At 68.5% G+C, this 25,013-nt stretch carries 24 protein-coding genes; 13 read left to right on the top strand and 11 right to left on the bottom strand.

Annotation, left to right across the window (positions count from 1 at the left end; translation table 11 throughout):
• Window positions 1-103: 103 nt before the first annotated feature.
• From ACRDNQ_RS05065 to ACRDNQ_RS05055, 3 genes are read left to right on the top strand one after another with little or no spacing between them, the layout of a single operon-like run.
• A complete protein-coding gene (locus ACRDNQ_RS05065; RefSeq protein WP_431827544.1) occupies window positions 104-2,248 on the top strand; it encodes a hypothetical protein in 2,145 nt (714 codons plus the stop codon).
• Window positions 2,249-2,275: 27 nt separating this feature from the next.
• Window positions 2,276-4,375: a type I secretion system permease/ATPase gene (locus ACRDNQ_RS05060; RefSeq protein WP_431827543.1), complete on the top strand. Its 2,100-nt coding sequence runs from the start codon at window positions 2,276-2,278 to the stop codon at window positions 4,373-4,375.
• Window positions 4,376-4,379: 4 nt separating this feature from the next.
• Window positions 4,380-5,747, top strand: a complete 1,368-nt coding sequence (locus tag ACRDNQ_RS05055; RefSeq protein ID WP_431827542.1) for an HlyD family type I secretion periplasmic adaptor subunit — start codon at window positions 4,380-4,382, stop codon at window positions 5,745-5,747.
• Window positions 5,748-5,792: 45 nt separating this feature from the next.
• Here the strand turns inward: ACRDNQ_RS05055 and ACRDNQ_RS05050 are convergent, their stop codons facing one another.
• The 3 genes from ACRDNQ_RS05050 to ACRDNQ_RS05040 all read right to left on the bottom strand — a co-directional run bounded on the left by ACRDNQ_RS05050 (window position 5,793) and on the right by ACRDNQ_RS05040 (window position 9,214).
• Window positions 5,793-7,187: an efflux transporter outer membrane subunit gene (locus ACRDNQ_RS05050; RefSeq protein WP_431827541.1), complete on the bottom strand. Its 1,395-nt coding sequence runs from the start codon at window positions 7,185-7,187 to the stop codon at window positions 5,793-5,795.
• Between the two features lie 177 nt (window positions 7,188-7,364).
• Window positions 7,365-8,834, bottom strand: a complete 1,470-nt coding sequence (locus tag ACRDNQ_RS05045) for a TadE/TadG family type IV pilus assembly protein (protein WP_431827540.1) — start codon at window positions 8,832-8,834, stop codon at window positions 7,365-7,367.
• Window positions 8,834-9,214, bottom strand: coding sequence for a TadE/TadG family type IV pilus assembly protein (locus ACRDNQ_RS05040; protein ID WP_431827539.1), 381 nt, complete (start codon window positions 9,212-9,214; stop codon window positions 8,834-8,836). The genes ACRDNQ_RS05045 and ACRDNQ_RS05040 overlap by 1 nt, the downstream gene beginning before the upstream one ends.
• A gap of 502 nt (window positions 9,215-9,716) precedes the next feature.
• On the opposite strand from ACRDNQ_RS05040, the gene ACRDNQ_RS05035 reads away from it, so the two are divergent.
• From ACRDNQ_RS05035 to ACRDNQ_RS05020, 4 genes are all read left to right on the top strand, one after another.
• Entirely contained in the window at window positions 9,717-10,907 is a 1,191-nt protein-coding gene (locus ACRDNQ_RS05035) for a hypothetical protein (RefSeq protein WP_431827538.1), read from the top strand.
• 329 nt (window positions 10,908-11,236) lie between these two features.
• Window positions 11,237-11,827: a PepSY domain-containing protein gene (locus tag ACRDNQ_RS05030; RefSeq protein WP_431827537.1), complete on the top strand. Its 591-nt coding sequence runs from the start codon at window positions 11,237-11,239 to the stop codon at window positions 11,825-11,827.
• A 45-nt stretch (window positions 11,828-11,872) separates the two neighbouring features.
• Window positions 11,873-12,532 (top strand): response regulator transcription factor, encoded by a 660-nt coding sequence (locus ACRDNQ_RS05025; protein ID WP_431827536.1) that lies wholly within the window; start codon window positions 11,873-11,875, stop codon window positions 12,530-12,532.
• Complete coding sequence (locus ACRDNQ_RS05020; protein ID WP_431827535.1) at window positions 12,532-13,923, top strand: sensor histidine kinase; 1,392 nt, start codon at window positions 12,532-12,534, stop codon at window positions 13,921-13,923. Before ACRDNQ_RS05025 ends, ACRDNQ_RS05020 begins: the two co-directional genes overlap by 1 nt.
• A 13-nt stretch (window positions 13,924-13,936) precedes the next feature.
• Here ACRDNQ_RS05020 and ACRDNQ_RS05015 read toward each other — a convergent pair whose 3' ends face one another.
• A complete protein-coding gene (locus ACRDNQ_RS05015) occupies window positions 13,937-14,692 on the bottom strand; it encodes a Crp/Fnr family transcriptional regulator (protein WP_431827534.1) in 756 nt (251 codons plus the stop codon).
• Between the two features lie 270 nt (window positions 14,693-14,962).
• Here ACRDNQ_RS05015 and ACRDNQ_RS05010 point away from each other — a divergent pair, with 270 nt between their 5' ends.
• The 5 genes from ACRDNQ_RS05010 (at window position 14,963) to ACRDNQ_RS04990 (ending at window position 18,738) form a co-directional block, all read left to right on the top strand.
• On the top strand, window positions 14,963-15,808 hold the full coding sequence (locus tag ACRDNQ_RS05010; RefSeq protein WP_431827533.1) for a Crp/Fnr family transcriptional regulator: 846 nt from the start codon (window positions 14,963-14,965) through the stop codon (window positions 15,806-15,808).
• A 137-nt stretch (window positions 15,809-15,945) separates the two neighbouring features.
• On the top strand, window positions 15,946-16,518 hold the full coding sequence (locus ACRDNQ_RS05005) for an Hsp20/alpha crystallin family protein (protein ID WP_431827532.1): 573 nt from the start codon (window positions 15,946-15,948) through the stop codon (window positions 16,516-16,518).
• Window positions 16,519-16,550: 32 nt separating this feature from the next.
• On the top strand, window positions 16,551-17,198 hold the full coding sequence (locus ACRDNQ_RS05000; protein ID WP_431827531.1) for a BON domain-containing protein: 648 nt from the start codon (window positions 16,551-16,553) through the stop codon (window positions 17,196-17,198).
• Between the two features lie 65 nt (window positions 17,199-17,263).
• Window positions 17,264-17,689: a DUF2267 domain-containing protein gene (locus tag ACRDNQ_RS04995; protein WP_431827530.1), complete on the top strand. Its 426-nt coding sequence runs from the start codon at window positions 17,264-17,266 to the stop codon at window positions 17,687-17,689.
• A gap of 23 nt (window positions 17,690-17,712) precedes the next feature.
• Window positions 17,713-18,738 carry a hypothetical protein gene (locus tag ACRDNQ_RS04990; RefSeq protein ID WP_431827529.1) on the top strand — a complete coding sequence of 342 codons (1,026 nt, stop codon included), beginning with the start codon at window positions 17,713-17,715 and terminating at the stop codon, window positions 18,736-18,738.
• 7 nt (window positions 18,739-18,745) lie between these two features.
• Here the strand turns inward: ACRDNQ_RS04990 and ACRDNQ_RS04985 are convergent, their stop codons facing one another.
• Complete coding sequence (locus ACRDNQ_RS04985; RefSeq protein WP_431827528.1) at window positions 18,746-19,204, bottom strand: host attachment protein; 459 nt, start codon at window positions 19,202-19,204, stop codon at window positions 18,746-18,748.
• A 192-nt stretch (window positions 19,205-19,396) separates the two neighbouring features.
• On the opposite strand from ACRDNQ_RS04985, the gene ACRDNQ_RS04980 reads away from it, so the two are divergent.
• On the top strand, window positions 19,397-19,840 hold the full coding sequence (locus tag ACRDNQ_RS04980; RefSeq protein WP_431827527.1) for a DUF3775 domain-containing protein: 444 nt from the start codon (window positions 19,397-19,399) through the stop codon (window positions 19,838-19,840).
• Between the two features lie 28 nt (window positions 19,841-19,868).
• Here ACRDNQ_RS04980 and ACRDNQ_RS04975 read toward each other — a convergent pair whose 3' ends face one another.
• The 6 genes from ACRDNQ_RS04975 to ACRDNQ_RS04950 form a co-directional block, all read right to left on the bottom strand.
• Complete coding sequence (locus ACRDNQ_RS04975; protein WP_431827526.1) at window positions 19,869-20,714, bottom strand: sugar phosphate isomerase/epimerase family protein; 846 nt, start codon at window positions 20,712-20,714, stop codon at window positions 19,869-19,871.
• Between the two features lie 120 nt (window positions 20,715-20,834).
• Window positions 20,835-22,139: a glycerate kinase type-2 family protein gene (locus tag ACRDNQ_RS04970; protein ID WP_431827525.1), complete on the bottom strand. Its 1,305-nt coding sequence runs from the start codon at window positions 22,137-22,139 to the stop codon at window positions 20,835-20,837.
• Window positions 22,136-22,447, bottom strand: a complete 312-nt coding sequence (locus ACRDNQ_RS04965) for a Dabb family protein (RefSeq protein WP_431827524.1) — start codon at window positions 22,445-22,447, stop codon at window positions 22,136-22,138. Before ACRDNQ_RS04965 ends, ACRDNQ_RS04970 begins: the two co-directional genes overlap by 4 nt.
• Window positions 22,448-22,542: 95 nt before the next feature.
• Window positions 22,543-23,391, bottom strand: coding sequence for an amidohydrolase family protein (locus tag ACRDNQ_RS04960; protein WP_431827523.1), 849 nt, complete (start codon window positions 23,389-23,391; stop codon window positions 22,543-22,545).
• Window positions 23,388-24,248 (bottom strand): fumarylacetoacetate hydrolase family protein, encoded by an 861-nt coding sequence (locus tag ACRDNQ_RS04955; RefSeq protein WP_431827522.1) that lies wholly within the window; start codon window positions 24,246-24,248, stop codon window positions 23,388-23,390. Before ACRDNQ_RS04955 ends, ACRDNQ_RS04960 begins: the two co-directional genes overlap by 4 nt.
• A 15-nt stretch (window positions 24,249-24,263) precedes the next feature.
• Complete coding sequence (locus tag ACRDNQ_RS04950; RefSeq protein ID WP_431827521.1) at window positions 24,264-24,995, bottom strand: SDR family oxidoreductase; 732 nt, start codon at window positions 24,993-24,995, stop codon at window positions 24,264-24,266.
• Between the last annotated feature and the right edge of the window lie 18 nt (window positions 24,996-25,013).

Here is a 25,013-nt window from a genome sequence, read left to right as displayed (position 1 = left end):
CGACCAACCGCCGGGGCCGCCAACGCGGCCCCGGCATCCTGTTCCGGGGACAGCGACATCCCGCGCCCCGATGTGAAGATGAAGCCAGGGATACGGCGACCCGATGAGCCTCGATCCGATCACAGACTCCATCGCCCATTTCGTCGGTCTTTTCGAGCTGGCGACCGAGGAAGCCAGGCTTCGAACCGAATACCAGAGCTTCAAGGCATCCGAACGCAAGGCCGAGGACGACGCGCGCCAGGAGTTCGCGCCGGTCCGGTTCGACGCGCCCCACCGGCTGGGCGACTACGATCCCGACACGGGGCCCCTGCCGGGCGCGAAGGACCCGGTGCTGGGCCAGGGCATCGCCAGCCCCCCGGCCCCGCCCGCGCCCGCCTTGCAGATGCCGGCGCTGGACTTCGTGGCGCTTTCTCCGCCGGGCGAGGTGCCCGGCGACGACCGCGGCGCCGGCTATTCGCTGCTGCCTTATGTGCCGACGCCGTCATCGCTGGCGACCGTCACGCTGCAGACGATCCGGCTGTCGGACAACGACCTTTACGGCGACCCGGAAGCGGCCGGCTTCGTCGATCCCGCCGTCTACGAGGTGCTCCTCGCGCAGGCGATCGCGCTTGCACGGACCTTCACGCCGTGGTCGCTTGACGGGCTGACCGGGGCGGTGATCGCCGACCCCGAGGCCGCCGTCGAATTCTTCCAGACGCTTCAGACCGTCGAGGCGCCGCAGGCCGACGGCCTTGTGGCCGTGCTTTTGCGCGGCGACGCGGCAACCGGCCCGATCGTCGACGGCACGGCGCTGGAGGACGATGGCCTCGAGGGCGGGGACGGCCTCGAGGATAGCGCCGAACTGCCGATGCGCGACGACCTGCTTCCCGCCTATCTGGCCCGCAAATACGGGATCGACGACGAGGCGGGGTCAGGTGCGGGCCAGGGCACGGGCCAAGGCGCAGGGCAAGACTCGGACGACGCCGCGTGGCAGGCGGCGCGCAGCGACGCCCGGGCCGACAAGGACATCCTGTTCCTGCACGAACGCGACCTGCGCGACCTTGGCCGGGACGAGACGCCGCCCCACGGCGACGCGGCGCTGCACAGCGTGACCGCGGGCGGCAACGAGATGACGAACGTCGCGGCCATCTATACCAACTGGATCGACGCGCCCGTGATCGCGGTGGCCGGCGACGTGGTGACGCTTGACGCGGTCTCGCAGGTCAACGTGCTGATGGACCGCGACAGCGTGAACGGCCTTGCCGTGCCGGGGACTTCAGCAAGCAAGGCGGTCAACGCGGCCCAGATCGAGACGCGCGAGGCGACGTTTCAGCGTCCTTCGGAGGTCGGCGGCGCGATCCTGCCCGCGACCTGGAACGTCAAGACCATCTCGGGCGACGTCCTGCTGGCCAACCACATCTCGCAGCACAGCTTCGTCACCGACAACGACCGGCTGGACCTGACCTTCACCGCCGCCTCGACCACGATCGTGGCCGGCGAGAACCAGGTCTTCAACCTGCTTGCCGCCAACGAATTCGGCTTCGGCTACGACCTGATCCTGGTCGGCGGCTCGATGGTGACGCTGAACCTCGTGAGCCAGACGAACGTCCTTCTCGACGACGATGCCTTCAGCGGCGCGGGTCTTGCCGACGCGGCGCTGTCGGGCGACGACAACCTTGCCTTCAACAAGGCCGAGATCCTGAAGGACGGCATCGACACCCACGCCGAGATGGCGAAGGCCTTCGCCGACGCGCTGCGCGACATGGCCGCCGGCACCGGCGATCTCGCCCGCGAGGTGGCCGAGAACGAGCTGTTCACCGGATTCGAGACCCTGCGCGCCCTGCATATCAAGGGCGACCTGACGCAGATCAACGTGATCGAACAGGTCAACTACCTTGGCGACCAGGATCAGGTCCACATGGCCGCCGACGCGGTCTCCGCCATGATCGAGGGCGCGTCGGTCTCGGTCTCGACCGGGGCGAACGCGCTGGCCAATCTCGTGAAGATCCAGACGGCGGGCCTCGACTCCACCATCATGACGCAGGGCACGGTCTATGAGGATGCGGTGCTCTACCAGGCCGGTCTGATCGACACCGATGCCATGCCGACGGGCGTCAACATCGCGTCGCTGGCCTCGGAAGCCGTGGCCTTTCTGGCCGACGACATGCTGAGCACACAGATCGCCAAGGCCTTCGACGACGCCGGCGCGATCGACGAAAGCTCGACCGTCGGACCGACCCTCGACGTGATGCAGACGATGACCGCCTGAGCCCTTTTCAGAAGTGCGAGTAGCCCGGTGAAAGATATCCCCGACCCCCTGTCCAGCGATCCGGCCGGTCCCGCGTTCGAAGCCGGCCGCGCGACCCCGCCAAATCCCGCCTTCCGGTCCTCGCGCCTGGTGCTGCGGCCCGAGGACGAGGTCGCCGAAACGCGGGCGGACACAGCCCCCCGCAGCGACGCGCGCCCCGATCCCGCGGCCCGAGACCGGGAAAGGGAGAAGGCCGTGCCCCGGCCCGAACCCGAAGCGCGCGCCGACCCCGCCCCGACGGGCCGGATCGGCGTCACGCTGGAAGGCCGCGCCAACGAACCGGTTCGCGCCGCCCCCCCGCCCCCGCCCGATGCCCCCGGCGGCGGCGGCGGGGGCGGCCGCGGGCCGGGCTTTCACAAGCGGATCGGGCCGCAGGACTTCTCGAAATCGCTGCGCGAGGGGATGACGGCGGTCCGGTCGAACCTGATGTTCGTCATGGCGCTGACCTGCGCGACGAACCTGCTGATCCTTGCCATCCCGATCTATCTTTTCCAGATCTCCGACCGGGTCTTCACCAGCCGCTCGATCGACACGCTGATCATGCTGACCATCGTCATCGCGGGGGCGGTGATCCTTCAGGCCGTGTTCGACGCCGTGCGGCGCTTCATCCTGATGCGCACCGCGGTCGAGGTGGCGGCCCAGCTTGGCACGCCGATCCTGAGCGCCGCAGCCGCGGCCTCTCTGCACGGGTCGGGGCGCGAGTATCAGACGCTGGGCGACCTGCAGCAACTGCGCAGCTTCATCGTTTCGGGCACGCTGATCTCGTTTCTCGACGTGCCGTTCACGCCGCTCTTCATCCTGGCGATCTTCCTTGTCCACCCCGACCTCGGGATGATCGTCATCGTCACCTCGCTGCTGCTTCTGGTGATCGCCGTGATCAACCAGCGCGCCACTGCCGCGCCCTTCGCACGCGCCAACGTCGCCCAGGCCAAGGCCAACATGCACCTCGATTCGATGTCGAGAAACAGCCAGATCATCAACGCGCTGGCCATGATCCCCGAGGCGGTGGCGATCTGGGGCCGCGACACGGCCGCCTCGCTGACCGCGCAGGTGCAGGCGCAGGACCGCAACATCGTCTCGGCGGCGGCCTCGCGCGCGGTCCGGCTGCTGACGCAGATCGCGATGCTGGGCTGGGGCGCCTATCTTGCGCTGCAGGGCGAACTGACCGGCGGAATGGTGATCGCCGCCTCGATCATCGCGGGCCGGGCGCTTGCGCCGATCGAAGGGTCGATCGAGGGCTGGAACGCCTTTGTGCTGACCCGCGGCGCCTATGACCGGATCTCGTCGCTGCTGCGCGGCTCGAAGCTGCAATTCGAAAAGCTGCGCCTGCCCCGCCCCGAGGGGCGGCTTGACGTCGAGCGGCTGCTTTATGTCCCGCAGGGCACCAAGCAGGTCGTGCTGAACGGCCTCAGCTTCCACCTCAACCCAGGCGAGACGCTGGCGGTCATCGGCAACTCGGGCGCCGGTAAGACGACGCTGGGCAAGATGCTGGTGGGCTCGATCCTGCCCACTTCGGGCAATGTCCGGCTTGACCTGATGGACCTGCGCAACTGGGACCCACGCCAGTTCGGCGAGAACATCGGCTACCTGCCGCAGGACGTGCAGCTCTTTCCCGGCACGATCAAGGACAACATCGGCCGGATGCGGCACGACGCCACCGACGCCCAGATCTACGAGGCCGCGCGGCTTGCCGACGTCCACGAGATGATCGCAAGCCTGCCGCAAGGCTATGAAACCGTGGTCGCATCCGATGGCTCGCCGCTGTCGGGCGGCCAGAAGCAGCGCATCGCGCTGGCACGCGCCTTCTTCGGCAACCCCCGCATGATCGTTCTGGACGAACCCAACTCGAACCTCGACACCGCCGGCGACAGGGCGCTGGCGCGCGCGATCCAGCACGCCAAGGACAACCGCATCACCGTCGTCGTCATCACCCAGAAGCCCGCGCTTCTGGACGTGGTCGACAAGATCATGCTGCTGACCGACGGATCGGTGGCGCTGTTCGGCACCCGCGACGTCGTGCTCCAGCGCATCCGCGAAGATGCCGCGACGCGCAAGTCCATGCCCCCCAAACCCATCGGAGACGCCTGACGCCATGACCAGGTCCCTGCCCGTCGCGCCGCCCGCGCCCCCGTCCCTGCCCGACCCCGGCGAATGGTACCGCGATGTGCCGCGCTCGATCCGCCGGCAGGTGATCTTCGGCCTCTCGCTCATGGTGCTGGCCTTCGGCGGTTTCGGCGTCTGGGCCTTCGGCGCGCCCCTTGCGGCAGCCGTCATCGCCCAGGGCAGCTTCGTGGCCACCGGGCGCAACAAGATCGTCCAGCACCTCGAGGGCGGGATCATCTCGGAGATCCTCGTCAGCGAAGGCGACGAGGTCGCCGCCGGCGACGTGCTGCTGCGGCTTGACCAGACGGCGGCCCTTGCCAACCGGCGCGAGCTTGGCATCCGCAAGGCCCGGCTCGAGGCGACGGCGACGCGGCTTCTGGCCGAATACAACGGCATCGGCGATATCCGCTTTTCCGAAGCCCTGCTCGAGCAGGCCTGGCAGGACCCCGAGATCGGGCCGATCCTCGACGGCCAGCGGATCGCCTTCGAAAGCGCGAAATCGGCGCTTGAGAACGACATCGCCCTGCTCGAGCGCAACATGAACGCCCTCGACATCCGGTCGGAGGGGTATCAGACGCAACTCAAGTCGCACCTGAAGCTGGTCGAGCTTCTGACCGAGGAGTTCGAGACCAAGTCGACCCTCTTCAAGGACGGCCTGATCCGGCAGTCCGAAGTCAACGCCCTGCACCGCGCCGTGGTCGAGGCGCAGGGCCAGATCGGCCGGCTCGAGGCGCAGGTGAACGAGATCGAGGAGATGCGGCTTCAGTTCCAGACCCAGATCGCCAAGGCGCGCAGCCTGTACCGCGAGACGGCGCTGGACGAGTTGCAGGTGATCCAGGCCGAGCTTGAAAGCGTGCGCGAGAAATACCGCAAGGCCGAAAGCGTGCTGGTACGCTCGGACGTGACCGCGCCGGTGTCGGGCACCGTGGTGCGGATGCACTATTTCACCTCTGGCGGCGTGATCGAGACCGGCAAGCCGATCGCCGAGATCCTGCCCGCCGACGCGCCGCTGATCGTCGAGGCGCTGATCCGCCGCAACGACGTCGACGCGGTGCATCTTGGCCAGAACGCCGTGGTGCGTCTGTCGGCCCTGAACGCGCGGACCACGCCGGTGCTGAACGGGACGGTCGACTACATCTCGGCCGACGCGATCACCGAGGCCGCCGAGGGCACCCCGCGCGAAGTCTACATCGTGCGGGTGTCGCTTCCCGCTGACGAACTGGCCCGCGTCCGGGGCTTCGCGCCGACACCGGGGATGCCCGCCGAGGTGATGATCCAGACCGCCGAGCGGACCTTTGCCCAGTATATCGTCAAGCCAGTCGCCGACAGCATGTCACGCGCGTTTCGCGAACAATGACCGGGGCTTGTCCCCTGCCCTTCGCGTGACGTCGCAAGCCCCGCCTCAGTTCGTGGAACGCGTCCGGCGATCGACCACGTAGATCTCGTTCACGCCGACAAGCCAGCCCTTCCCGGTGCCGACCTGAAGCTGGACATAGCTCGACGTCCAGTTGCGGATGGCGTTGGCCTGCGACAGGCGGTTCTCGAAGATCACCCGCTCGGCGTCCATGACGTCAAGAAGGGTCGTCGCGCCTACGTCATAGGCCCGCGTCGACAGGTCGAGCACCTCGGTCGAGGCCGTGACCGCACGGCCGAAGGCGGCCACCTGGTTCTGCCACTGCCGGGTCAGCGCCAGCGCCGTCTGCGTGTCCTGCACCGCGTTCAGCACCGCGCTGCGCCAGATCAGTTCGGCCTGGCGCGCGTTCGATTCCGCCACCCGGCGGTTCGCCTGCAACCGGGGCTGGTTCAGGATCGGCGCGAACAGCGTCGGGCCGAAGCTCCAGGTGTCGTTGGTGCCGATCGCGATGAAGCCGCTGAGCGACAGCGCCGGCAGCGTCTCGGCCTCGGCCACGCCAACGGTCGCGGTCGCGGCGGCGAAGCTGCGTTCGGCCGCGCGCACGTCGGGACGGTTGCGCAGGATGTCGGCGGGAATGCCGGTCGCGGTTCCACCGCGCGGGCGCAACTGGCCGCGCGCGGGGTCCATGCGGCTTTTCACCAGCGCGGCCGGCTGCGCGACCAGCGTCGCGATGCGGAAGACATTTTCCTCGTAGCGCCCGATGAGGATCGGCAGGCTTGCCTCGGCCGTCGCCAGAAGCGAGCGCGCCTGCGCCAGTTCCAGCGCGGTCGCCTCGCCCGCGTCGGCGCGGCGCTGCACAAGGTCAAGCGTCTGGCGCCGGCTGGCGATCGACTGGCGCGTGATGCCGGCTGCGGCCTGATAGTAGCGCGCCTCGTTGTAGGCGTCGATCACCTCGGCAAGGAAGGCCAGCCGCACGGTGCCCGCGTCGAACTGCACCGCCTCGAGATCGGCCACCGCGCCCTGGCGCGATCGGGTGAAGCGCCCGAACAGATCGAAGACGAAGAACGCGTCGGCCGTGCCGCCACTTTGTTCGATGATGGGGCCGCCCGGCGTATCGATCCGCCGCGCCTCGGCGGCGATGCCGCCGTCGAACTGCTCGGGGATGCCGAAGCGGTCGATGTTGGCGCGCGCGGCGCGGATGCGCTCGGTCGCGGTGCGGATGTCGAGGTTCTGCGCCAGCCCGATCTCGACAAGGTCGTTGAGAAGCGCGTCGCTGAAGCTGCTCCACCAGACCGTGCGCGAGGCGTCCTGCAACGCCGTCGAACCGCCGTTCACGAAGGTGGCGGGAAGCTCGATCCGGGGTTCGGTGTAATCGGGGCCGACCGGGCTGCAGGCCTGCAAGGCGACGCCGGCGGAACACAGATAGAAAAATGGCCGTAACACGTTGGCACCAATGAAAAATGCGAAATATATGCAAGAACCATATCACATTTCCGCGATCATTTCACCAAAAACGGAGCCGCCCCGAAGACCGGGGCGGCTGGCGGCCCTTGCCGGCCGCTGTCTGTCGCCGGAACGCCGGGTGTCCTTCCCGCGGCGGCCCCGCGTCCGCAGCACCTGTCAGAGGTTCGCCGCGGACGCCATGACGTGGCGGATCACCTTGCCCTCGGGCGCAAGAAGGTTCGTGCCGCCGCAGACCTCAAGCGTGTGCTGCGAGGACAGGCTGACCTTGCCGGTCGCATAGATGCTCAGCCCCCGGCTGACGACACCGCTGCTTGTGGCCGACGCGATGTCGACGTCGTCGTCCGAGACCAGCGTGACGTTCGACATCACGAATTCGGCCGGGGCGCTGACCTTGCCAAGCGCCATCACCGTGGTGCGATCGGCGTTGTTGCACTGCTTGGTCGGGTCCGCGACCGTGACCTTCGATCCCGAGGTCACGGTTGCGGTCGACTGCTCGCGGATCGTCACGACAAGGCTGCCCAGGACCATTGCACCATCGTCGAACCGGATCGAGCAGTCGGTCAGCAGGGCCGAGTCGTCCATTACGCCGGTGGTGGCGTTGAAGGTCAGCCGCGTCTTCGACGAGTTGCCGTTGTTGGGGCAGTCGATGTTGTAGACAAGGCCGCGCGGCAGGGCGGGCATCGCGTGGAACTGATCCCAGGTCATGGTGACCACGCTGCCGATGTCGAGGCTCTTGTTCTTGGGGACGACGCCCGCATCCTTCAGCGGCTTGATGTTCAGGGTCCAGTTGATCCCGGTCAGGCCCTTCTGGCTGAACCAGGCCGACTTCAGCGCCGAACTCGACGCATTGAAGGCGTCATAGGTGTTCTCGATGTAGTCGCGGAAGTCCGGCAGGATCATGTTGATCGCCATCGGGTTGATCCCGGGGTTGGCGGATTGCGTGCACTTCGACTTGCAATCGGCAAGGTTCGGCATGCTGACCATGCTGCCCGGCCCGAAGCTGTTCTGCTGGGGCAGCCAGACCGCGTGCTGGCTGTGCACGCAAAAGCCCGAGCCGACCGAGTTCTGCGAGCTCAGCGACACCTCGTCCTCGGCATAGATGCCGTCGGTGTTGTTACATTCCGCGCTGGCGTCGTAGACCGCGATCGACCGGCCGGTGACATCCCAGGAATTGACGCCCATCAGGCGCAGGAAATAGGTGCGCACGGCGTTCGCGTTGGTGGCCGTCTGGCCAAGATCCACGACGACCGCGTTCAGCGTGCCGGTCGACGACAGCTCGCGCGTCGCGGTGTCGAAATGCATCAGCTGGATGTTGTTGACCGCGTTGCCGACGACGGTGCCATAGCGCTGCTGCGGCATGTTCGTGACGGCGGCGGCCTGCGCCATCGCGCGCACGTCGTCGAGATCGCCGCCATTGGCAAGGGCCACGGCCCCGGCATGGGCGGCGCTGTCGGCGCTTGCGTTCAGGTGGGTCGAATTGCGCCAGGCGTTGCTGCTGTCAAGCGCGACGCCGCCCAGGATCACGAAGACCATGAACAGGAACAGGCCGAACACGGTTCCCGCGCCGTCCTCGTCATGCGCAAAGCGCGCCGCGGCGCGTGACGTGGGGTTCAGAAGCATGGTCATCAGCGGGGCTCCACTGCGTGCGAGATCGAGGCCACGAGTTCCTCGTTCAGGGCGAAATTGAAGATACCGATCGGGGCGATTTCGTTGAGGTTGGCGGCCATCGTCACCGTCACGATCTGGCCGTTGACCTGCACGTCGACGTCGGGGACGTAGCTGCCGAACATCGCCTCGTTGCGGGCATAGGTCTCGGCCGCGGCTTCGGTCATGCCGTGGCGCGAAACGATCCGGGCCGTGTCGCGCGACACCTGCCAGAGGTTCGACTGGCGCATGTAAAGCACCGAGGCGTCGACCGCCACGATCAGCACGGCGACCAGCAGCGGCAGCCAAAGCACGAATTCGATCGTCGTGCTTCCGCTTTCCTGCGACATGAACCGTTTCATCAATTCCTCCACGGGTTGAAACCGCCGCGACGTGCGGTCGGTCTTCGCTGAATGGTCGCCGGGACACCCCTGCCCCGACGTCCGTCCTGCCCCCCCTCGGTCGCGCCGCTTTTCCGACCGATCGGAAAAGCCCTCGGTCTCGAGGTCCCGTGAATGATCCAGCATCTTCTGCCCCTCCTTGCGTCAAGGTGTGGCACTCGGACTTGCGGCATGCCGACGGGGCGGCCGCGCTGAACCATTACCCGGGGAACCTGCCAGACCCTTGGTGAACCGGCGCGAAATGGTCCGTTCAACCTCGGTTCATCGTTGCGCACCGCGCGGCCCCACACCGAAGGCCGGCAGATTGGCGCCGATGAATGCAAGGTGAACGCGCCGTTGAACGCCGGTTCAGATCACTTCGGATTAGGTCAGCGCGAGACACACGCAGAGCCTCTGGGAGGGGGGACGTCGGCCCCGGACACCTGTCGCGGGCGACGATCCAGCCGGAGATACGGAGACACAGATGAAACGCACCGTCAGAAGCGCCCTTGTGGCCACGACGCTTTCCTTCGCGCTTGCCACGGGCGGCGCGGCCATAGTGACCCTGTCGACCGCGGGACTCGCGATCGCCAAAAGCGACAAGGCCAACTCCGGCGGCGGCAACCGCGGCGGAAACGGCAACGGCGGCAACCAGCGCGCGGGCAAGTCGGGCGGTGACGCGGCCCAAACCGGCACGCGCGGCGGCCAGGGCGGGCAGAAGGGATCGTCCCAAGGCGGCACCCGCAGCAGCGAGAACCGCGGCAATGGCGGCGGGAACGGCGGTGGAAGTGGCGGTGGAAACGGCAAGCTCTTCGGCTTCCTTCCCGCGCATCAGTCGGGCGGGAACGGGCACGGCGCCACGAAGTCGGCAACCCGCACGTCGGTGCAAAGCGCGCCGAAATCGGCCCCTCGCCCCACGCCCCGGACAGACGATTCGGACGAGGACGTCGACGATCTGGCGCGGTACGGCAACAGCTGGAAGTCGCGGCTTGACGACGGGAGGCTCGACACGCACCCGCGCGAGCTGGGCATGTGGAACTCGGCCCGGCGCAGCCCGCAGGCAATCGCCAACATGGTCGCGAAATACGATGCATCGCGCGAAGTGACGGGCGCGGGCGGGGCGATCGGCTTCCTCGTGTGGTCGCACCAGCAGATGGCCGAGCCGACGACGGCCTATTTCGACGGCCTGCAACAGGCCGTCACCGACGAACGGATCACGGTCGGCGCGGCCGAACGGCTGCTCGACGGATCGCTGACCGAGGACAGCTTTCAGGACGCGGTCGACGCCCTGGGCGAGGATGTCGAGGTCGTCGATGGCGTCGTGACCTGTGCCGAGGGCGCGGTCTGCGACCCCGAGGTTCTGGCCGCCCTGCAGGAAGATGCCGACGCGCTGGCCTTCCTGGCTTCGGAGGATGGCGCGGATCTGGCCGGGGCGCGCGACGCCTACGCCGAGGCGGATGCCGACAGGCTGGCCGCCGAGGCGCTGGTGCAGCCCAAGTTCACGCCCGGCGACCCCGATCTTCAGGCGCAGATGCTGGCCGACGTGAAGGACCTTCTCGACATCGAGGCGATCGAAACGCCCGAGTTCGTGCCTCCCGTTCCCGACGAGCCGGAGGTGCCTGTGGAGGAAGAAGAAGAAGAAGAGATCCCCGGCAACACCGAGGAAGACGCCTGACCGAGATCCCCGCTGGACGACGCCTCAATGCGTTTCCGCCACCACACATTCCGTGCCGCGTAGGAGCGACTAGGTGGGTGACGTCAATGGGTGGGGTCGCGGCACGGAGGGAGCCGGGTCCGAAAGGGCCCGGCTTTCCGTTTGGGCGAACGCCGACCCGGACCGGCCGACGGGTGAGGCTTTCCGACAACGCCGTTTCTTTCATCTGGACCTTTCAGGCCGATTCGACGGGACTTCGGCGCGTCGATGTGGCACCCGATACGCGCCCGGCGCGGTGCCGGGCGGCAGTGTTCATCGCGGGTTCATCCGCGCATCCCTAATTTGGTGACATGACAACTCGGACAGCCTTTGGACTTGCGCTGCTTGCAGTCGTCGCGGCCACGACGGCGGCGGCGGACGTGCACGAGTTGTCGCGCGCCGAGCTTCGCGACAGCGTGGCCGCCGGCAAGGCGCAGTCGCTTGCCACCATTGTCCAGAAGGTCGAGCGTCAGGTCGCCGGCGAACTTGTCGACGCCCGCGCCTACCGGGCGGGCGGCATCTTCTATCGGGTGCTGATCAAGACGCCGGACGGCAAGCTGGCAAGCGTGATCCTTGATGCCGAAAGCGGTCAGTTCGTGTCGGCCCGGTCCGCCGTGGCGCGGGAAATCACCGAAGCGGCGCGGGCGCAATCGGGCTGGTCGCTGTTCAATGGCGGCACGCGCGGCGCAAGCGAGGCCGGCACCCCCGGCCGCGGCAATGCCGTCGGACAGGGCGGCCAGAACAACGGCCGCGGGAACGCGAACGGAAAGGCCGGCGGCAACTCGAATCGCGGGAACTCCGGTGGCAATTCCGGCGGCGGCAACTCCGGTGGCAACTCGGGTGGCAACTCGGGTGGCGGAAATTCCGGTGGCGGCAACGGAAACGGTGCCGGAAAGAAATAGAAACAATGCCACAATTGCGCCCGAGTGACCGAATATTCGGGGGGCATGCGTATCTTGCTTGCAGAAGACGACCAGGCCCTGAGCGATCAGATCAAGTCGATCCTGACGCTGGAAGGGCGTGCGGTCGACACCGCCCGTGATGGCGAGGAGGCGTTTTTCCTCGGCTCGACGGAACCCTATGATCTTGTCGTCCTCGACATCGGCCTGCCCGAACGCGACGGCCTGTCCGTTCTGAAGGAATGGCGCCGGTCGAACGTGACGACCCCGGTGCTGATCCTGACCGCCCGCGACGCCTGGTCGGAACGCGTGGACGGTCTTGATGCCGGGGCCGACGACTACATGTCGAAGCCCTTTCACATGCCCGAACTCAGCGCCCGCATCCGGGCCATGCTGCGCCGGCAGGCGGGGCATGTGAACCCGGTCTTCACCAAGGGCCCGGTCACCTTCGACACCCGCAACGCGCGGGTGCTGAAGAACGGCGTGCCGGTGACGCTCACAGCGCAGGAAGTCGCGGTGCTGAGCTATCTGTTCCACAACGCGGGCCGCAATGTCTCGCGCACGGAGCTGAGCGAGCACATCTACGAATACGATGGCGACCGCGACTCGAACACCATCGCCGTCTTCGTGAACCGCCTGCGCAACAAGCTGGGCAAGGACCTGATCGAAACCGTCCGCGGCCGGGGCTACAGCATCTCGCTCGAGTGATGCGCTCGCTTCGCTCCCGGACGATCCTTGGCGCCGTCCTCTGGGCGGTGCTGTCGACCGTCGTCGGCGCGATCGCCCTGACCACGATCCTTGACGCCGCGGCGAACCGGCGCTTCGACCAGACCCTCGCCGACCGGCACCTGCAGGTGATCGTGGCGCTGGGAACCATCGGCGACCCCGAAAACGGGATCGAGCTTCTGCTGACCGATCCGGCCTACGGGCGCGTCTACAGCGGCCGCTACTGGCAGATCACGGGTCCGGACGAGCGGACGTTTGCGTCACGCTCGCTGTTCGACTCGGTGCTCGAGGGCGCGCCCGCGCCCGGGCCCACGCCACGGCTTTGGGACGGCGCCGGGCCGGACGGCGCCCTGCGCGGCCTGCGGCAGGCGGTGACGCTGGACGACGGGTCCACCTGGACCGTCGATGTGGCCGAAAGCCTGGCCGCGCTGCGGGCCGACCAGGCGCAGCTCAGGCGAAGCGTCGTCGTGGCGTTCGGCTTGGTCGGTGCGCTGGGTGTCGCCGGGGCGCTGTTGCTGACCACCGCGATCCTGCAGCCGCTTGGCCGGCTCGGCCGCGATCTGGCGCGCCGCTCGGACAGCGGGGCGGCGCTTGTGCCGGACAACTACCCCGACGAGATCGGCCCTCTCGTGACCGAGATCAACGACCTTCTTCTGCGCAACCAGTCGGTGGTCGACCGCGCCCGCCGGCAATCCTCGGACCTTGCCCACGCGCTGAAGACCCCGTCGGCGGCCCTGCGCAACGAGATCGAGAGCCTGGGCGCGCAGGGCCACGCCGTGGATCCGGCGCTTGAGGCGATGGGGCGGATCGACGCGCAGATCAGCCGCTCGCTCGCGCGCTTCCGCGCCGAAAGCAGCCGCGGCACGGTGCGCCTTTCCACCGACCTCGGTCATGCCCGCGACCGGCTCATGCGGCTGTTCCGCACCATGCCCGACGCCCGCGCCCTGCAGTTCGATCTTCCCCCCTGCGGCACCGCGGTCTTCGCCGCGGCGGACGCCCAGGACGTCGAGGAAATCCTAGGCAACCTGCTTGAGAACGCGGTGAAATGGGCCAGCGGCACGATCCGCGTCAGCCTGTCCGCCGAAGGCGCCGAGGCCCGCATCGAGGTCGAGGATGACGGCCCCGGCATCCCCGCGGCAGACCGCGCCAAGGTGATCGATTCCGGCTTCCGGCTGGACACCGCGAAACCCGGCACCGGCCTTGGCCTCGCCATCGTCAGCGATCTCGTGCACGCCTACGGCGGGCGCCTTGTCCTTGACCGGTCCGATCGTCTGGGCGGACTGCACGTTTTGGCCGCCCTGCCCCGGTCCGAGCGTCTTCCCGCGGCTTCGACCGAAGGCGCGCCGGGCCGCCCCGCGGTCGGCGCGGCCTGAGCCGCGCGCCCGCTCAGAGATCGTCGACGATAAGGTCGACGCCGGAAACCTCGACCAGGGCGGGAACATTCGTCACCCGGACCGTATAGGCATCCTCGAGCACGATCGTGCCGCGGTCCTCAAGCTCGTGCAGAGCCCGGCTGATGCTTTCGGAGCGCGCGCCAAGGTGGTGGGCAAGATCCTTGCGCCGGATCGGGATGCGCACCTTCAGCACCTTGCCGCCCGCCCCCGCGCCGGCCGGGCCATGCCCGGTCTCGGCCCTCAGCGTCCGGCGCAGCATCACCAGAAGGAACGAGGCGACCCGTTCGATCACCTTGTGGCCGCCCAGAAGCAGGATCCATTCGCGCGCGGCGTCAAGCTCGTCAAGAAGGCTGACAAGGAACCGCCGCTCGACCTCGGGGGAACTGCCCATCGCCTCTTCGAAGGCGTCTCGGGGAAAGCTGAAGGCCCGCGTCTCGGACAGGGCGACCAGATCATAGCCTGACTCGCCGTCGAAGACCCTGCCATACATGTCCGTGGGAACCAGAAGGCCGATCAGATGCGTGCGCCCGTCCGACAGCCGCTTCTGCATTCCAAGCGCTCCGTCAAGCACATAGCCGATGCGCTCGGCGTGGACACCCTCGGGCACGACCACCTCGCCTTCGGAAAAGCGGTGGACCAACCCGGTCTGAAGAAGGTCGTCGCGCACTTGCGGGGCAAGCAGTTCAAGCATCTGGTGCAGGCGGCTGCGATGGCCGCGCAATTCGTGCGGAAGGTTGTCGTCGAACACTTCCCATTCCCCCTGTCGCGAACCGGAAATCCGCACCACGCGGATAATCTACTCCAGCGTAAAAGTATCTCAAAGTATGAATTTGTTGATCTCCATCAATTCGAGAAGCCGACGGACGTGCTAGGAAAACCAACGGGCGTGGTATGGGCGTCGGCGCTGCCGCCGACGCATTGGTGACTGGGGCAGAGACGGCGCTTGCATGCGCCCCTTTCGCTGCCGGCACCGCCCGCGCCGCGAACCTGCGCGGGAAACCGTGGAAAAGGGGGAGTCATGACAAGATCGCCAGCCTGCAAATGCGCGGGGCTTGCGCCCGAATGCATCTCGTACCGGCTGGGCCTGTGCGGCCGGATCGACCCGGCCACGTTCCAGGCGCTGTCGGCCTCGGCCCATTTCGAGGACCTGCCCGCCGACCGGATCCTGTGGCATGACGATCACGCGCCGGCCTTCGTCGGCGTGGTTCTCAGCGGCATCCTGCGCTTCGAACGCTCGAACAGCCAGGGCCGGCGGCAGGTGCTGAACCTGCTTCTGCCGGGCGAGATCTTCGGGGTCGAGAACGAACTGGGCGCGGGCTATACGATCGAGGCGGCGACGGATGTGCGGCTGTGCCGGTTCGACGCCCATGTCTTCGACCGCCTGATGCCCAAGGATCGCCGGCTTCGGGCCGAGGTCTATCGCCAGAACGTGAACCGACTGGAGCGCCTGCGCTGGCTGACCTGGGCAATCGGCGCGCTGTCGCCGGAAGAACGTGTGGCGGCCTTCCTCGTCATCGGCACCGACTACATGCCGGTTCAGCCCCACCCCGAGGGCGGCTGCGTGCTGAGCGTGATGCTGGGACGGCGCGACATCGCCGATCTTCTTGCGACCACGGTCGAATCGACCTGCCGCATCCTCAAGAGCCTCGAGCGCGACGGCCTGATCGAGATGCTCGATCCCCGCAACATCCACATCCCCGACCTTGCCGCCCTGGCCGAACGCGGGGCAATCCAGCGGTTGGGCGACCGGCCAAGCTTTCCGCGGATCGTGCGGATGGCGCGATCGGCCCGGCCGCTGCCGCTGCGCGAGCTTCGCGCGATGATGCCGATCAATGCGGACGGGGCGCCAGCCCGCGCAAGCTGACCGCGCAGGCCGGCGCCGCCATCGGTTCCGGCCTGAGGCAGGGCACGGCCCGAAAGATCCGCATCGGCGATTTGCCGGTGTCCGGCGCCTTTCGGTGCGTGACCGTGCACGAGCGTTTCATCGCAGAGGGAACTGACATGACCGATCCCAGGAACGTCACCGTAAGGACCGACACGGCGAAGGATCAGCCCGCTGGACAGGCGGGCGCGTCCGGTGCGCCGTCCCCCGAGCCCGCACCCCGACCCTCGGCCTTCGGGATGCTGCGCCACGAGATCGACCGCCTGTTCGACGACTTCTCCTGGCCCGAATTCGGCGCCCAGACCGGCCGCGAACTCGGCCGCGGCCTGCCACCGGCGTGGCGGTCGCTGATGCGGGGCGGCGCGCCCGCGATGGATCTGGTCGAGCGCGCCGGCGAATACGAAGTGCAGGTCGAGCTTCCGGGCCTATCGGCCGACGAGATCGACATCCGCATGACCGACGGCACCCTTGTGATCAGCGGCGAGAAGACCGCCGAACACAAGGAAGAGCACGAGAACACCCACATCTCCGAGCGCAGCTACGGCAGCTTCCAGCGCGCCTTCCGCCTGCCCGGCGGGATCGCGGCCGACAAGGTCGAGGCGCGGTTCGAGAACGGCGTGCTCAAGGTGCGGATGCCGAAGACCGACGAGGCGCGCGAGAGCGAGCGCACGATCAAGGTGACGGCCGCCTGAGGGCGGCCCCGCCCTCAGCACAGGAGCTAAGGATGAGCGATCTGTCTCTCAAGCAAGACATTCTCGACGCGCTCGACTTCGACCCCAGCCTCGAGGCCGCCCATATCGGCGTCACCGTCGAGAATGGCATCGTCACGCTGACCGGCCATGTGGCGACCTTCGCCGAGCGTGCTCGCGCCGAACGCGTGGTCGCGCGCGTGAAGGGCGTGCGCGGCATCGCCGAAGAAATCGAGGTGCGCCCGCATGACAGCGACCTGACCGCCGACGACGAGATCGCCGCGCGCGCGGTCAACCTTCTGCGCTGGAACACCGCCGTGCCCGAAGACCGCATCCAGGTCCGCGTCTCGGATGGCATCGTCACGCTGAAGGGCAGCGTCGAGTGGCACTATCAGCGCGAAGCCGCCGAACGCGCCTTGCGCAGTATGACGGGGCTCACCGGCCTGATCAACCAGCTGGCGGTCAGCCCGCGTGCCTCGGTCGGGGACGTGCGCGAGCGCATCGAGAAGGCGCTTCGACGCGACGCCGAGATCGAGGCGCAGGGCATCACCGTCTCGATCAGCGACGGGACCGTGACGCTCGAGGGCAAGGTGCACAGCTATGCCGAGCGACGCGCCGTCGAAAACGCGGCTTGGGCCGCCCCGGGGGTGAAGCGGGTCGAGGACCGGCTGCAGGTGGCCTGAGCCCCTGCCCCGGCCCCTGCCCCGGACCGTCGCGCGCGCCAACATCAGGAAAGGGAAGAACGACAATGGCCAACCATGCCTTGAGCACCGTCAACCATGCGCCGCAGGTCGTGGCCGAATGGGTCAACCTGATCTGCGAGGATCTCGAATGGGACGATCAGGGGCGGGCCTACATGCTTTTGCGCGAAACGCTGCATGCGGTCCGCGACTATCTCAGCGTGGACGAGGCGGCCGACCTGTCGGCGCAGCTTCCGGTGCTGATCCGGGGGATCTACTTCGACGGCTGGATTCCGTCGCGGACCCCGGCCCATCCGCGCAGCAAGGAGGACTTCCTTGGCCGCATCTCGGCGCCCTTCACCGAGACGCCGCTTGACGACGCCGAACGCGCCGCCAGCGCCGTGTTCGACGTCCTGCGCCGCAAGATCTCGGAAGGTGAGTTCGGTCAGGTCGCCAACGCAATGCGCAAGCCGCTCCGCGACCTCTGGTTGTGACGCCATCTCCCCTGCCGGCCCCCATGCCGGTGCCGCAGGGGCTGGTGCGGCTCCTGCAGCCGCGACGCGTGATCGAAACGCATGCGGCCTATGTCTTTCTGAACGACACGCATGCCTACAAGCTGCGCCGGACAGCGCGCACCCCCTTCGCCGACAATCTGGATGTCGCCAGCCGGCTGAAGGGCTGCAAGGCCGAGATCGCGGTGAACCGCGCGCTGGCCCCGCATGTCTATCTTGGGCTGAAGGCCGTCGTGCGCAATCCTGCCGGACAGGTCGACCTTGTCGACGCGCCCGATGATTTGCCCCACAACTTGCCCGACGCCCCGGCCGGCGACCGGACGCAGCCGATCGACTGGCTGGTCGTGATGCGCCGTCTGCCCGACGACCGCCTGCTCGACCGGATGCTGGCGCGGGGCGAGAGGCCGACCCCCGGCGACCTCGACGCGCTTGCTGCGCTGCTGACGCCCTTCTACCGCCACCATCGGGCGAAACCGACCGACCGCGGGCGCTATCTCGAGCGGCTTCGGCACGAGGGTCTGCTTAACGAACGCCACCTTCTGTGCTGGGAAGGCGCCCTGGGCCCCGACGGGCGCGCCCTTTGCGCCGAGGCCCTGCGCCGGCTTGACCTGGCGGCGGACGAGATCGCCGCGCGCGAGGCCGCGGGTCTTGTGGTCGACGGCCATGGCGATCTTCGGCCCGAACACGTCTGCCTGACCGATCCGCCGGTGATCTTCGACCGCGTCGAGTTCTCGAAGCTGGTGCGCCTTGTCGACGTGCATGACGAGATCGGGTTTCTCGGCCTCGAGGCGCGGCTTATGGGCGACGCCTCGCTTGGGCCGGACCTGGCCGCCCGGTTGGTCACGGCAGGCTTCCCCACGCCTTCGCCGCCGCTTCTGGCGACCTATGCGTTGAACCGTTGCCTGACGCGGGCGCGGCTGACCATCGACCATCTGCTGGACGCCGACCCGCGGACGCCGGCGAAATGGCCCGCCCGCGCCATGGCCTATGTCGACGAAGCCCGCCGGATCGTCGCCGCGACCGACGCCTAGACCCCGATCAGGTCCCGACCGCCCGCAATTCCGCCTCGACGGCGTCCGAAAGATCGGCCTCGGACAAGTGGAGAAGGTTCTTGGGCACCTCGAGGATGCTGCGCTTGCGCAGACGCTCGGGCAGCTCCTCGCGCAGGATGCCAAGCACCTTGGGGTCGGCGATGATCGCAAGCGCGGTGAAATCGCCGGCCAGCACATGGGAATTCAGCAACTCCACGGCCTTGCGCGCGAAGGCCACGACGTCGTCGTGCAGCGGGTCCGAGGCATATTCCATCGCCGAGCGTCGTCCGTCGGCGGTGGATTGAAAGCTTCGGCCGCGCTTGTCGGCCATGATCTCCTTGAGGTTCCGGTGTTCGGTCTTCAGCACCAGTTCCGGGGGCGGCACGAAATCGCCATCGGCAAACCCCCGCAGGATCCGCGCGACCGTCGCGTTCATGACCAGCGCCCAGGTGTGTTTCTTGTCCATCGCAGATCGGCCTTCCTCATGATCGGGACGCCCGACATCCTTGCGTATCGGGATCGGCTCCATCCTCGCGCGGCGGGCCGATCTTTCATTGACCACCGTCAAGCCATTCGACCCATGGCCGCCCTTGACGCCGGTCAATGACGCACGCCGCCCCCCGCGCAAGTCAGGGGCACCCCGCGCAGGAGCACAGCCATGCCCGAGACCGACACCGAGACCGAGACCGACCTGCCCGAGCTTTCCGTCGACCTTGACACGATCTGCCGCATCATCGCGCGCGCCCGCGAGTTCGACGTCAAGACCGCCCAGAGCGACCCCGACGCCGACGCCCTCGACGAGGACGACATGCCCGCAGCGGTTCTCGAGGACCGCCCCTCGGACCCGGTCTTCGAGGAACTGGTCGCGGCCATCTCGGACCTGTCCGACGACGGGCAGATCGACCTTGTCACGCTCATGTGGCTGGGCCGCGAAGGCGCGGACCTGGCGGAATGGGACGACTACCGCGCGACCGCCGAAAGCGAACACACCGGGCACACGGCAGAGTATCTGATGGGGACACCGCTTCTGTCCGACCACCTGTCGGCGGGGCTGGACACGCTTGGCCTCGATTGCCGGGCCTTCGAGCGCGACCACCCCTGAACGGGGGCGCGGCGCAGCGCGAAGGGCATCAGCAGACCGCGCGGAACCGCTCGACCATGACGTCCAGCACCTCGGCGGGATCGCGCATCCACCAGTCGGCGGCCGAGAAGATCTCGACCTCGCAGGCCCCGGCATAGCCCGCATCCTCGACCGCGGCGCGGATCGCCTTGAGGTCGGCCACCCCGTCGCCCATCATGCCGCGGTCCAGCAGCATGTCCCGCGTCGTCTCGAGCCAGTCGCACAGGTGATAGCCAAGAATACGGTCGCCGGCCCTGGCGCAGCTGTCGCGCAGGTCGGCGTCCCACCAGACATGGTAGACGTCGACGGCCACGCCCAGGTTCGGCGCACCCACCATTTCGCAGACCCGCAGCGCGTCGCGCACGGTCATCAGCACGGTGCGGTTGCCGCCGAACATCGGGTTTAGCGGCTCAAGCGCCAGCTTGACCCCGCGCTCGGCGGCATAGGGGGCCAGCGACGCAAGTCGGTCGGCCAGGATCTTCTGGCTTTCGAGGACGCCCTTCGTCCCCGGCTCGGTCCCGCCGCTGACGATGGTCAGGATCGAGGTGCCCAGCCCCGCGGCCATGTCGATCGAGGCGCGCGCCTCGTCCAGATCGCGCGGCGCCTCCGCGCCCACGATGTAGGGCGTGCGGCACAGGCCCACCACCTCCATCCCGGCCGCGCGCACCCGCTCGCCGATCTCGACGGCGCGGGGGCCGATCTCGCGCCGCCAGAACACGATCCCGGCCATGCCGCGCGCCGCGCAGGCGTCGATCACCTGTTCGGGCGACCAGCCGGCGCCGCGGCCGTCAAGGTTGTGGCCCAGCGTGGCCGTGTTCAGGGCAAGGGCGGAATGATCGTTCGAGAAGTTGCGCATCGGGCACCGTCAGGATTGGGAAAAGTCAGGGGGCCGAACGACCCGGTCGCGGCAGCCTAGCGGGCGGATCGCCCGCGCGCCACCCGGCGCGACCGCCGCACAGGCACTCCGCGCCCCCGATCACCGGATCAGGATCGCGCGGAAGTCGTTGACGTTGGTGCCCGTGGGACCCGGCACGAAGAGATCGCCCAGCGCGTCGAAGGCGCTCCACGCGTCATGGGCGGCCAGCAGCGCGGCGGGGTCGAGGCCGCGGGCGCGCAGACGCGCCGCGGTCCGCCCGTCGGCGAAGGCGCCGGCGTTGTCCTCGGACCCGTCGATCCCATCGGTATCCGCGGCAAGCGCCACAAGGCTGCCCTGCCCGGCCCCGGAAGCGCCCCCGCGCCCCTCGATGGCCCGGGCGAAGGACAGCAGGAACTCGGTGTTGCGCCCGCCCTTGCCACCCGCGCCGGTGATCGTCACGGTGGTTTCCCCGCCCGACAGGATCACGACCGGCGGCGCGAAGGGACGCGCGCGCAGCCGCACCTCGGCAGCGATGGCGGCGTGGACAAGGCCCACGTCCCGTGCCTCGCCCTCGATCGCGTCCGACAGGATCACCGCGTCGATGCCCGCGGCCTTCGCAGCGGCCGCCGCCGCCTCGAGCGACAGGGAAGACGAGGCGATGACCCGCACCTCGTCGCGTGCGAAGGCCGCGTCGCCGGGGTGCGGCGCATCCTCGGGCGCGGTCTCGAGGTGGCGGCGAAGGGCGGCCGGCAGGTCGATGCGATAGGCCCCGACCAGACGCAGCGCATGGGCGCGATCGGTGACGCTTGGCACCGTCGGGCCCGAGGCGACCTCGGCCGGGTCATCCCCCGGCACGTCCGAGACCACAAGGCTGACCACGCGCGCGGGATGGGCGGCGGCCGCCAGCCGGCCGCCCTTGATGCGGCTTGCCTGCTTGCGGATCGCGTTCATCGCCGAGATCGGCGCGCCCGAGCGCAGCAGCGCGCGGTTCAGCGCCGCCTCGTCCTCGAGCGTCAGACCCGCGGGCGGCGCCGGCAGAAGCGCCGAGCCTCCGCCGCAGATCAGCGCCACCACCAGATCGTCCGGCCCAAGCCCCGCCACCGCCGCCAGCAGCGCGGCCGAGGCCTGAAGCCCCGCCGCGTCGGGGACGGGATGCGCGGCCTCGATCACCCGGATGTGGCGGCAGGGGGCGCCATAGCCATAGCGGGTGACGACCACCCCCTCGACCGGGTCGCCCCAGAGATCCTCGAAGGCGGCCGCCATCTGCGCCGCCCCCTTGCCCGCGCCGATCACCACGGTGCGACCGCGCGGACGCTTGGGCAAGGCCCGCGCAAGCGCCGTCCTGGGGTCAGCGGCGGCGACGGCGGCATCGAAGAGGCCGGTCAGGAAGGCGCGGTCGGCGGGGTCGATCGGTGTGTCGGTCATGGCGCGAAATCGCAGACAAGGACCCCGTCCGCACCACCGTCAAGCGCCGCCACCAGGCGCGCGCCGATGGCGCGGTGTCCGGGATCGGACAGATAGGCGTCGCGCGCGGCGGCATCCCGGAAATCGAACCAGAACAGGTCGCGAAAGCCGCGCACCATGGCGTCCTCGGGGCTGAGGTTGGCGCGGACCTGGAAGTCGAGGATGCCGTCGATCCGGTCCGACAGGCCAGACAGATCCTGCATCAGCGCGGCCTTCGCCGCCGCTGGCGTGCACGCAGGGAACCTCAGCGCAACCAGATGCCGGATCATGCCATGCCCTCTTGCGCCCTGCCCTCGCGTTCCCGCATTGCGCCTACACGACCCGCGCGGCCGACCGCAATCCCCCGCGCCCCTGCCCGCACCAATCAGCCCAGCCGATAGACGCTGGTCGCGGTGCCGTTGGCGATGGCGCAGGCCTCGTCCTGCGACAGGCCGTCCAGGATGCGCCGCGTCGCCGCGATCCAGTCCTGCACGCCGCGCGCAAGGTTCACCACCGGCCAGTCGCTGCCCCACAGCATTCGCGCCGGACCGAACCGGTCAAGGACATGCGCGACGTAGGGCTCGATCGCTTCGTAGGTGGCGGCGCCGGGCGCGCAATAGGCCGGAAGGCCCGACAGCTTGCAGGTGACGTTCGGCAGTTCGGCCAGCGCCGAGATGACGTCGCGCCAGGGATCGAGGCCGCCGCCCGCGATGTCGGGCACGCCGCAATGGTCGAGGACAAGCCGCGTGTCCGGGCAGGCCTTCGCAAGCTCGACCGCCAGCGGAAGCTGGCGCGCCAGAACGCAAATGTCGAAGGCCAGCCCCGCCGCGCCGATCCGGCGCACGTTGGCGCGGAACACGTCCGAGGTGGACAACGCGTCGTCGACCACGTGCAGCACGCGCCGGACACCCACCGCGCCCATCTCCACCGCCTCGTCCAGCCACTCGGCGAAGCAGTCGTCCTCTTCCGGCCGGGCCGAAACGATGAGGCCGCGGATGCCGCTGGCCGGGTCGCGCGCAAGGGCCGCGACATGGGCCGTCTCGACACGGATGTCGCCCTCGTCCACGGCCGTCTCCATGAAGAGACTGCCGCCGATCCCAAGGCCCGCGGTCAGCGCCTGGTAATCCTCCAGCGTGAAGGCCTGCCCTTCCAGCGCGGGGATGCCGCTTGTCCAGCCATAGCCCGCGACCTCGGGATAGACGAGATGCTGGTGGGTATCGATCAGTTCGATCATGCGGGTCCTCCCTCGGGGTCGGCGATGACCTCCTGCCGCTGCCGGCCAAGGCCTTCGATGCCAAGCTCGACCACGTCACCGGCCTTGAGATAGCGCGGCGGCTTCATGCCCAGCCCCACGCCCGGCGGCGTCCCGGTCGAGATCACGTCGCCCGGGTGCAGGGTCATGAACTGGCTGATGTAGCTGACCAGATGCGCGACCCCATAGACCATGGTCCGGGTCGACCCCTTCTGCATCGTCTCGCCGTTGACGGTCAGCCACATCGGCAGGTCCTGCGGATCGGCGACCTCGTCGCGGGTCACAAGCCAGGGGCCGATCTGCCCGAAGTTGTCGCAGCTCTTGCCCTTGGTCCACTGGCCGGCGCGTTCGATCTGGAATTCACGCTCGGACACGTCGTTCGTCACCGCGTAGCCGGCGACGTGGTTCAGCGCCTCCGCCTCGGAGACGTATTTGGCGCGCGTGCCGATGATCACGGCCAACTCGACCTCCCAGTCGGTCTTCTGCGATCCCTTCGGCACGATGATCGGGTCGTCGGGCCCGCAGATGGCGCTGTTGGCCTTCATGAAGAGGATCGGCTCCTTCGGCACCTCCATGCCGGATTCCGCGGCATGGTCGGAATAGTTGAGCCCGATGCAGATGAACTTCGTCGTCCCCGCCACGCAGGGACCAAGCCGCGCGCCCTCGGGCACCTTCGGCAGGCCTGCCGGATCGATCTTGCGCAGCGCGGCAAGCCCCGCGTCCGACAGCACGGCACCGGCGATGTCGGGGACGACGCCGCCCAGGTCCCGGGCGACGCCCTGGGCATCGATCAGGCCGGGTCTCTCGGCGCCGGGTTCGCCGAAGCGGATCAGTTTCATCGTGTTCTCCCTCGTTCAGACATTCGACCAGCCGCCGTCGATGACATGCGCGGCCCCGGTCGTATAGGAAGATTCGTCCGAGGCAAGATAGACCACAAGCGCCGCGATCTCGTCGGCGCGGGCGATCCGGCCCATCGGCTGGCGCGCGGTGAAGGCGGCGCGGGCGGCGGCATAGTCGCCCGTGGCCTTGAGCCTGTCCTCGAGCGAAGGCGATTCCACGGTGCCCGGGCAGATCGCGTTGCAGCGGATGCCCTGCCCTACGAAATCGGCCGCGACCGACTTGGTCAGGCCGATGACGGCCGCCTTGGTCGCGCCGTAGACGAAGCGGTTCGGCGCGGCGATGATCGACGAGGCGACCGAGGACATGTTGATGATCGAGCCGCCGCCGTTGGCGATCATGGCCGGCAGGAAGGCGCGGATCATCCGGTACATCGCGGTGACGTTCAAATCGACCGAGAAGGCCCACTGCGCCTCGTCGCAGTCAAGGATCGTGCCGTGCGCCACGAAGCCCGCGCAGTTGAACAGCGCGTCCGGTGCGCCGATCTCGGCGGCCAGCGCGGCGATCGCGGCGCCGTCGCGCACGTCGAGCCGCCGCGTCTGGCACCCCTCAAGGCCCGCCAGCGCGGCTTCATTCACGTCGGTCGCGATCACCCGCGCGCCCTCGGCCGCCATCGCCAGCGCCGAGGCCCGCCCGATCCCCTGCGCCGCCGCCGTCACGAGGCAGGTCTTGCCGTCCAGTCGTCCCATTGTGTGTCCCTTGCGTGT

The sequence above is a fragment of the Saliniferula longa genome (assembly GCF_050789285.1).
Lineage (GTDB): Bacteria > Pseudomonadota > Alphaproteobacteria > Rhodobacterales > Rhodobacteraceae > CAVPWP01.
The sequence above is the reverse complement of the archived record's forward strand: the minus strand, read 5'-3'. Positions and strand labels throughout refer to the sequence as shown.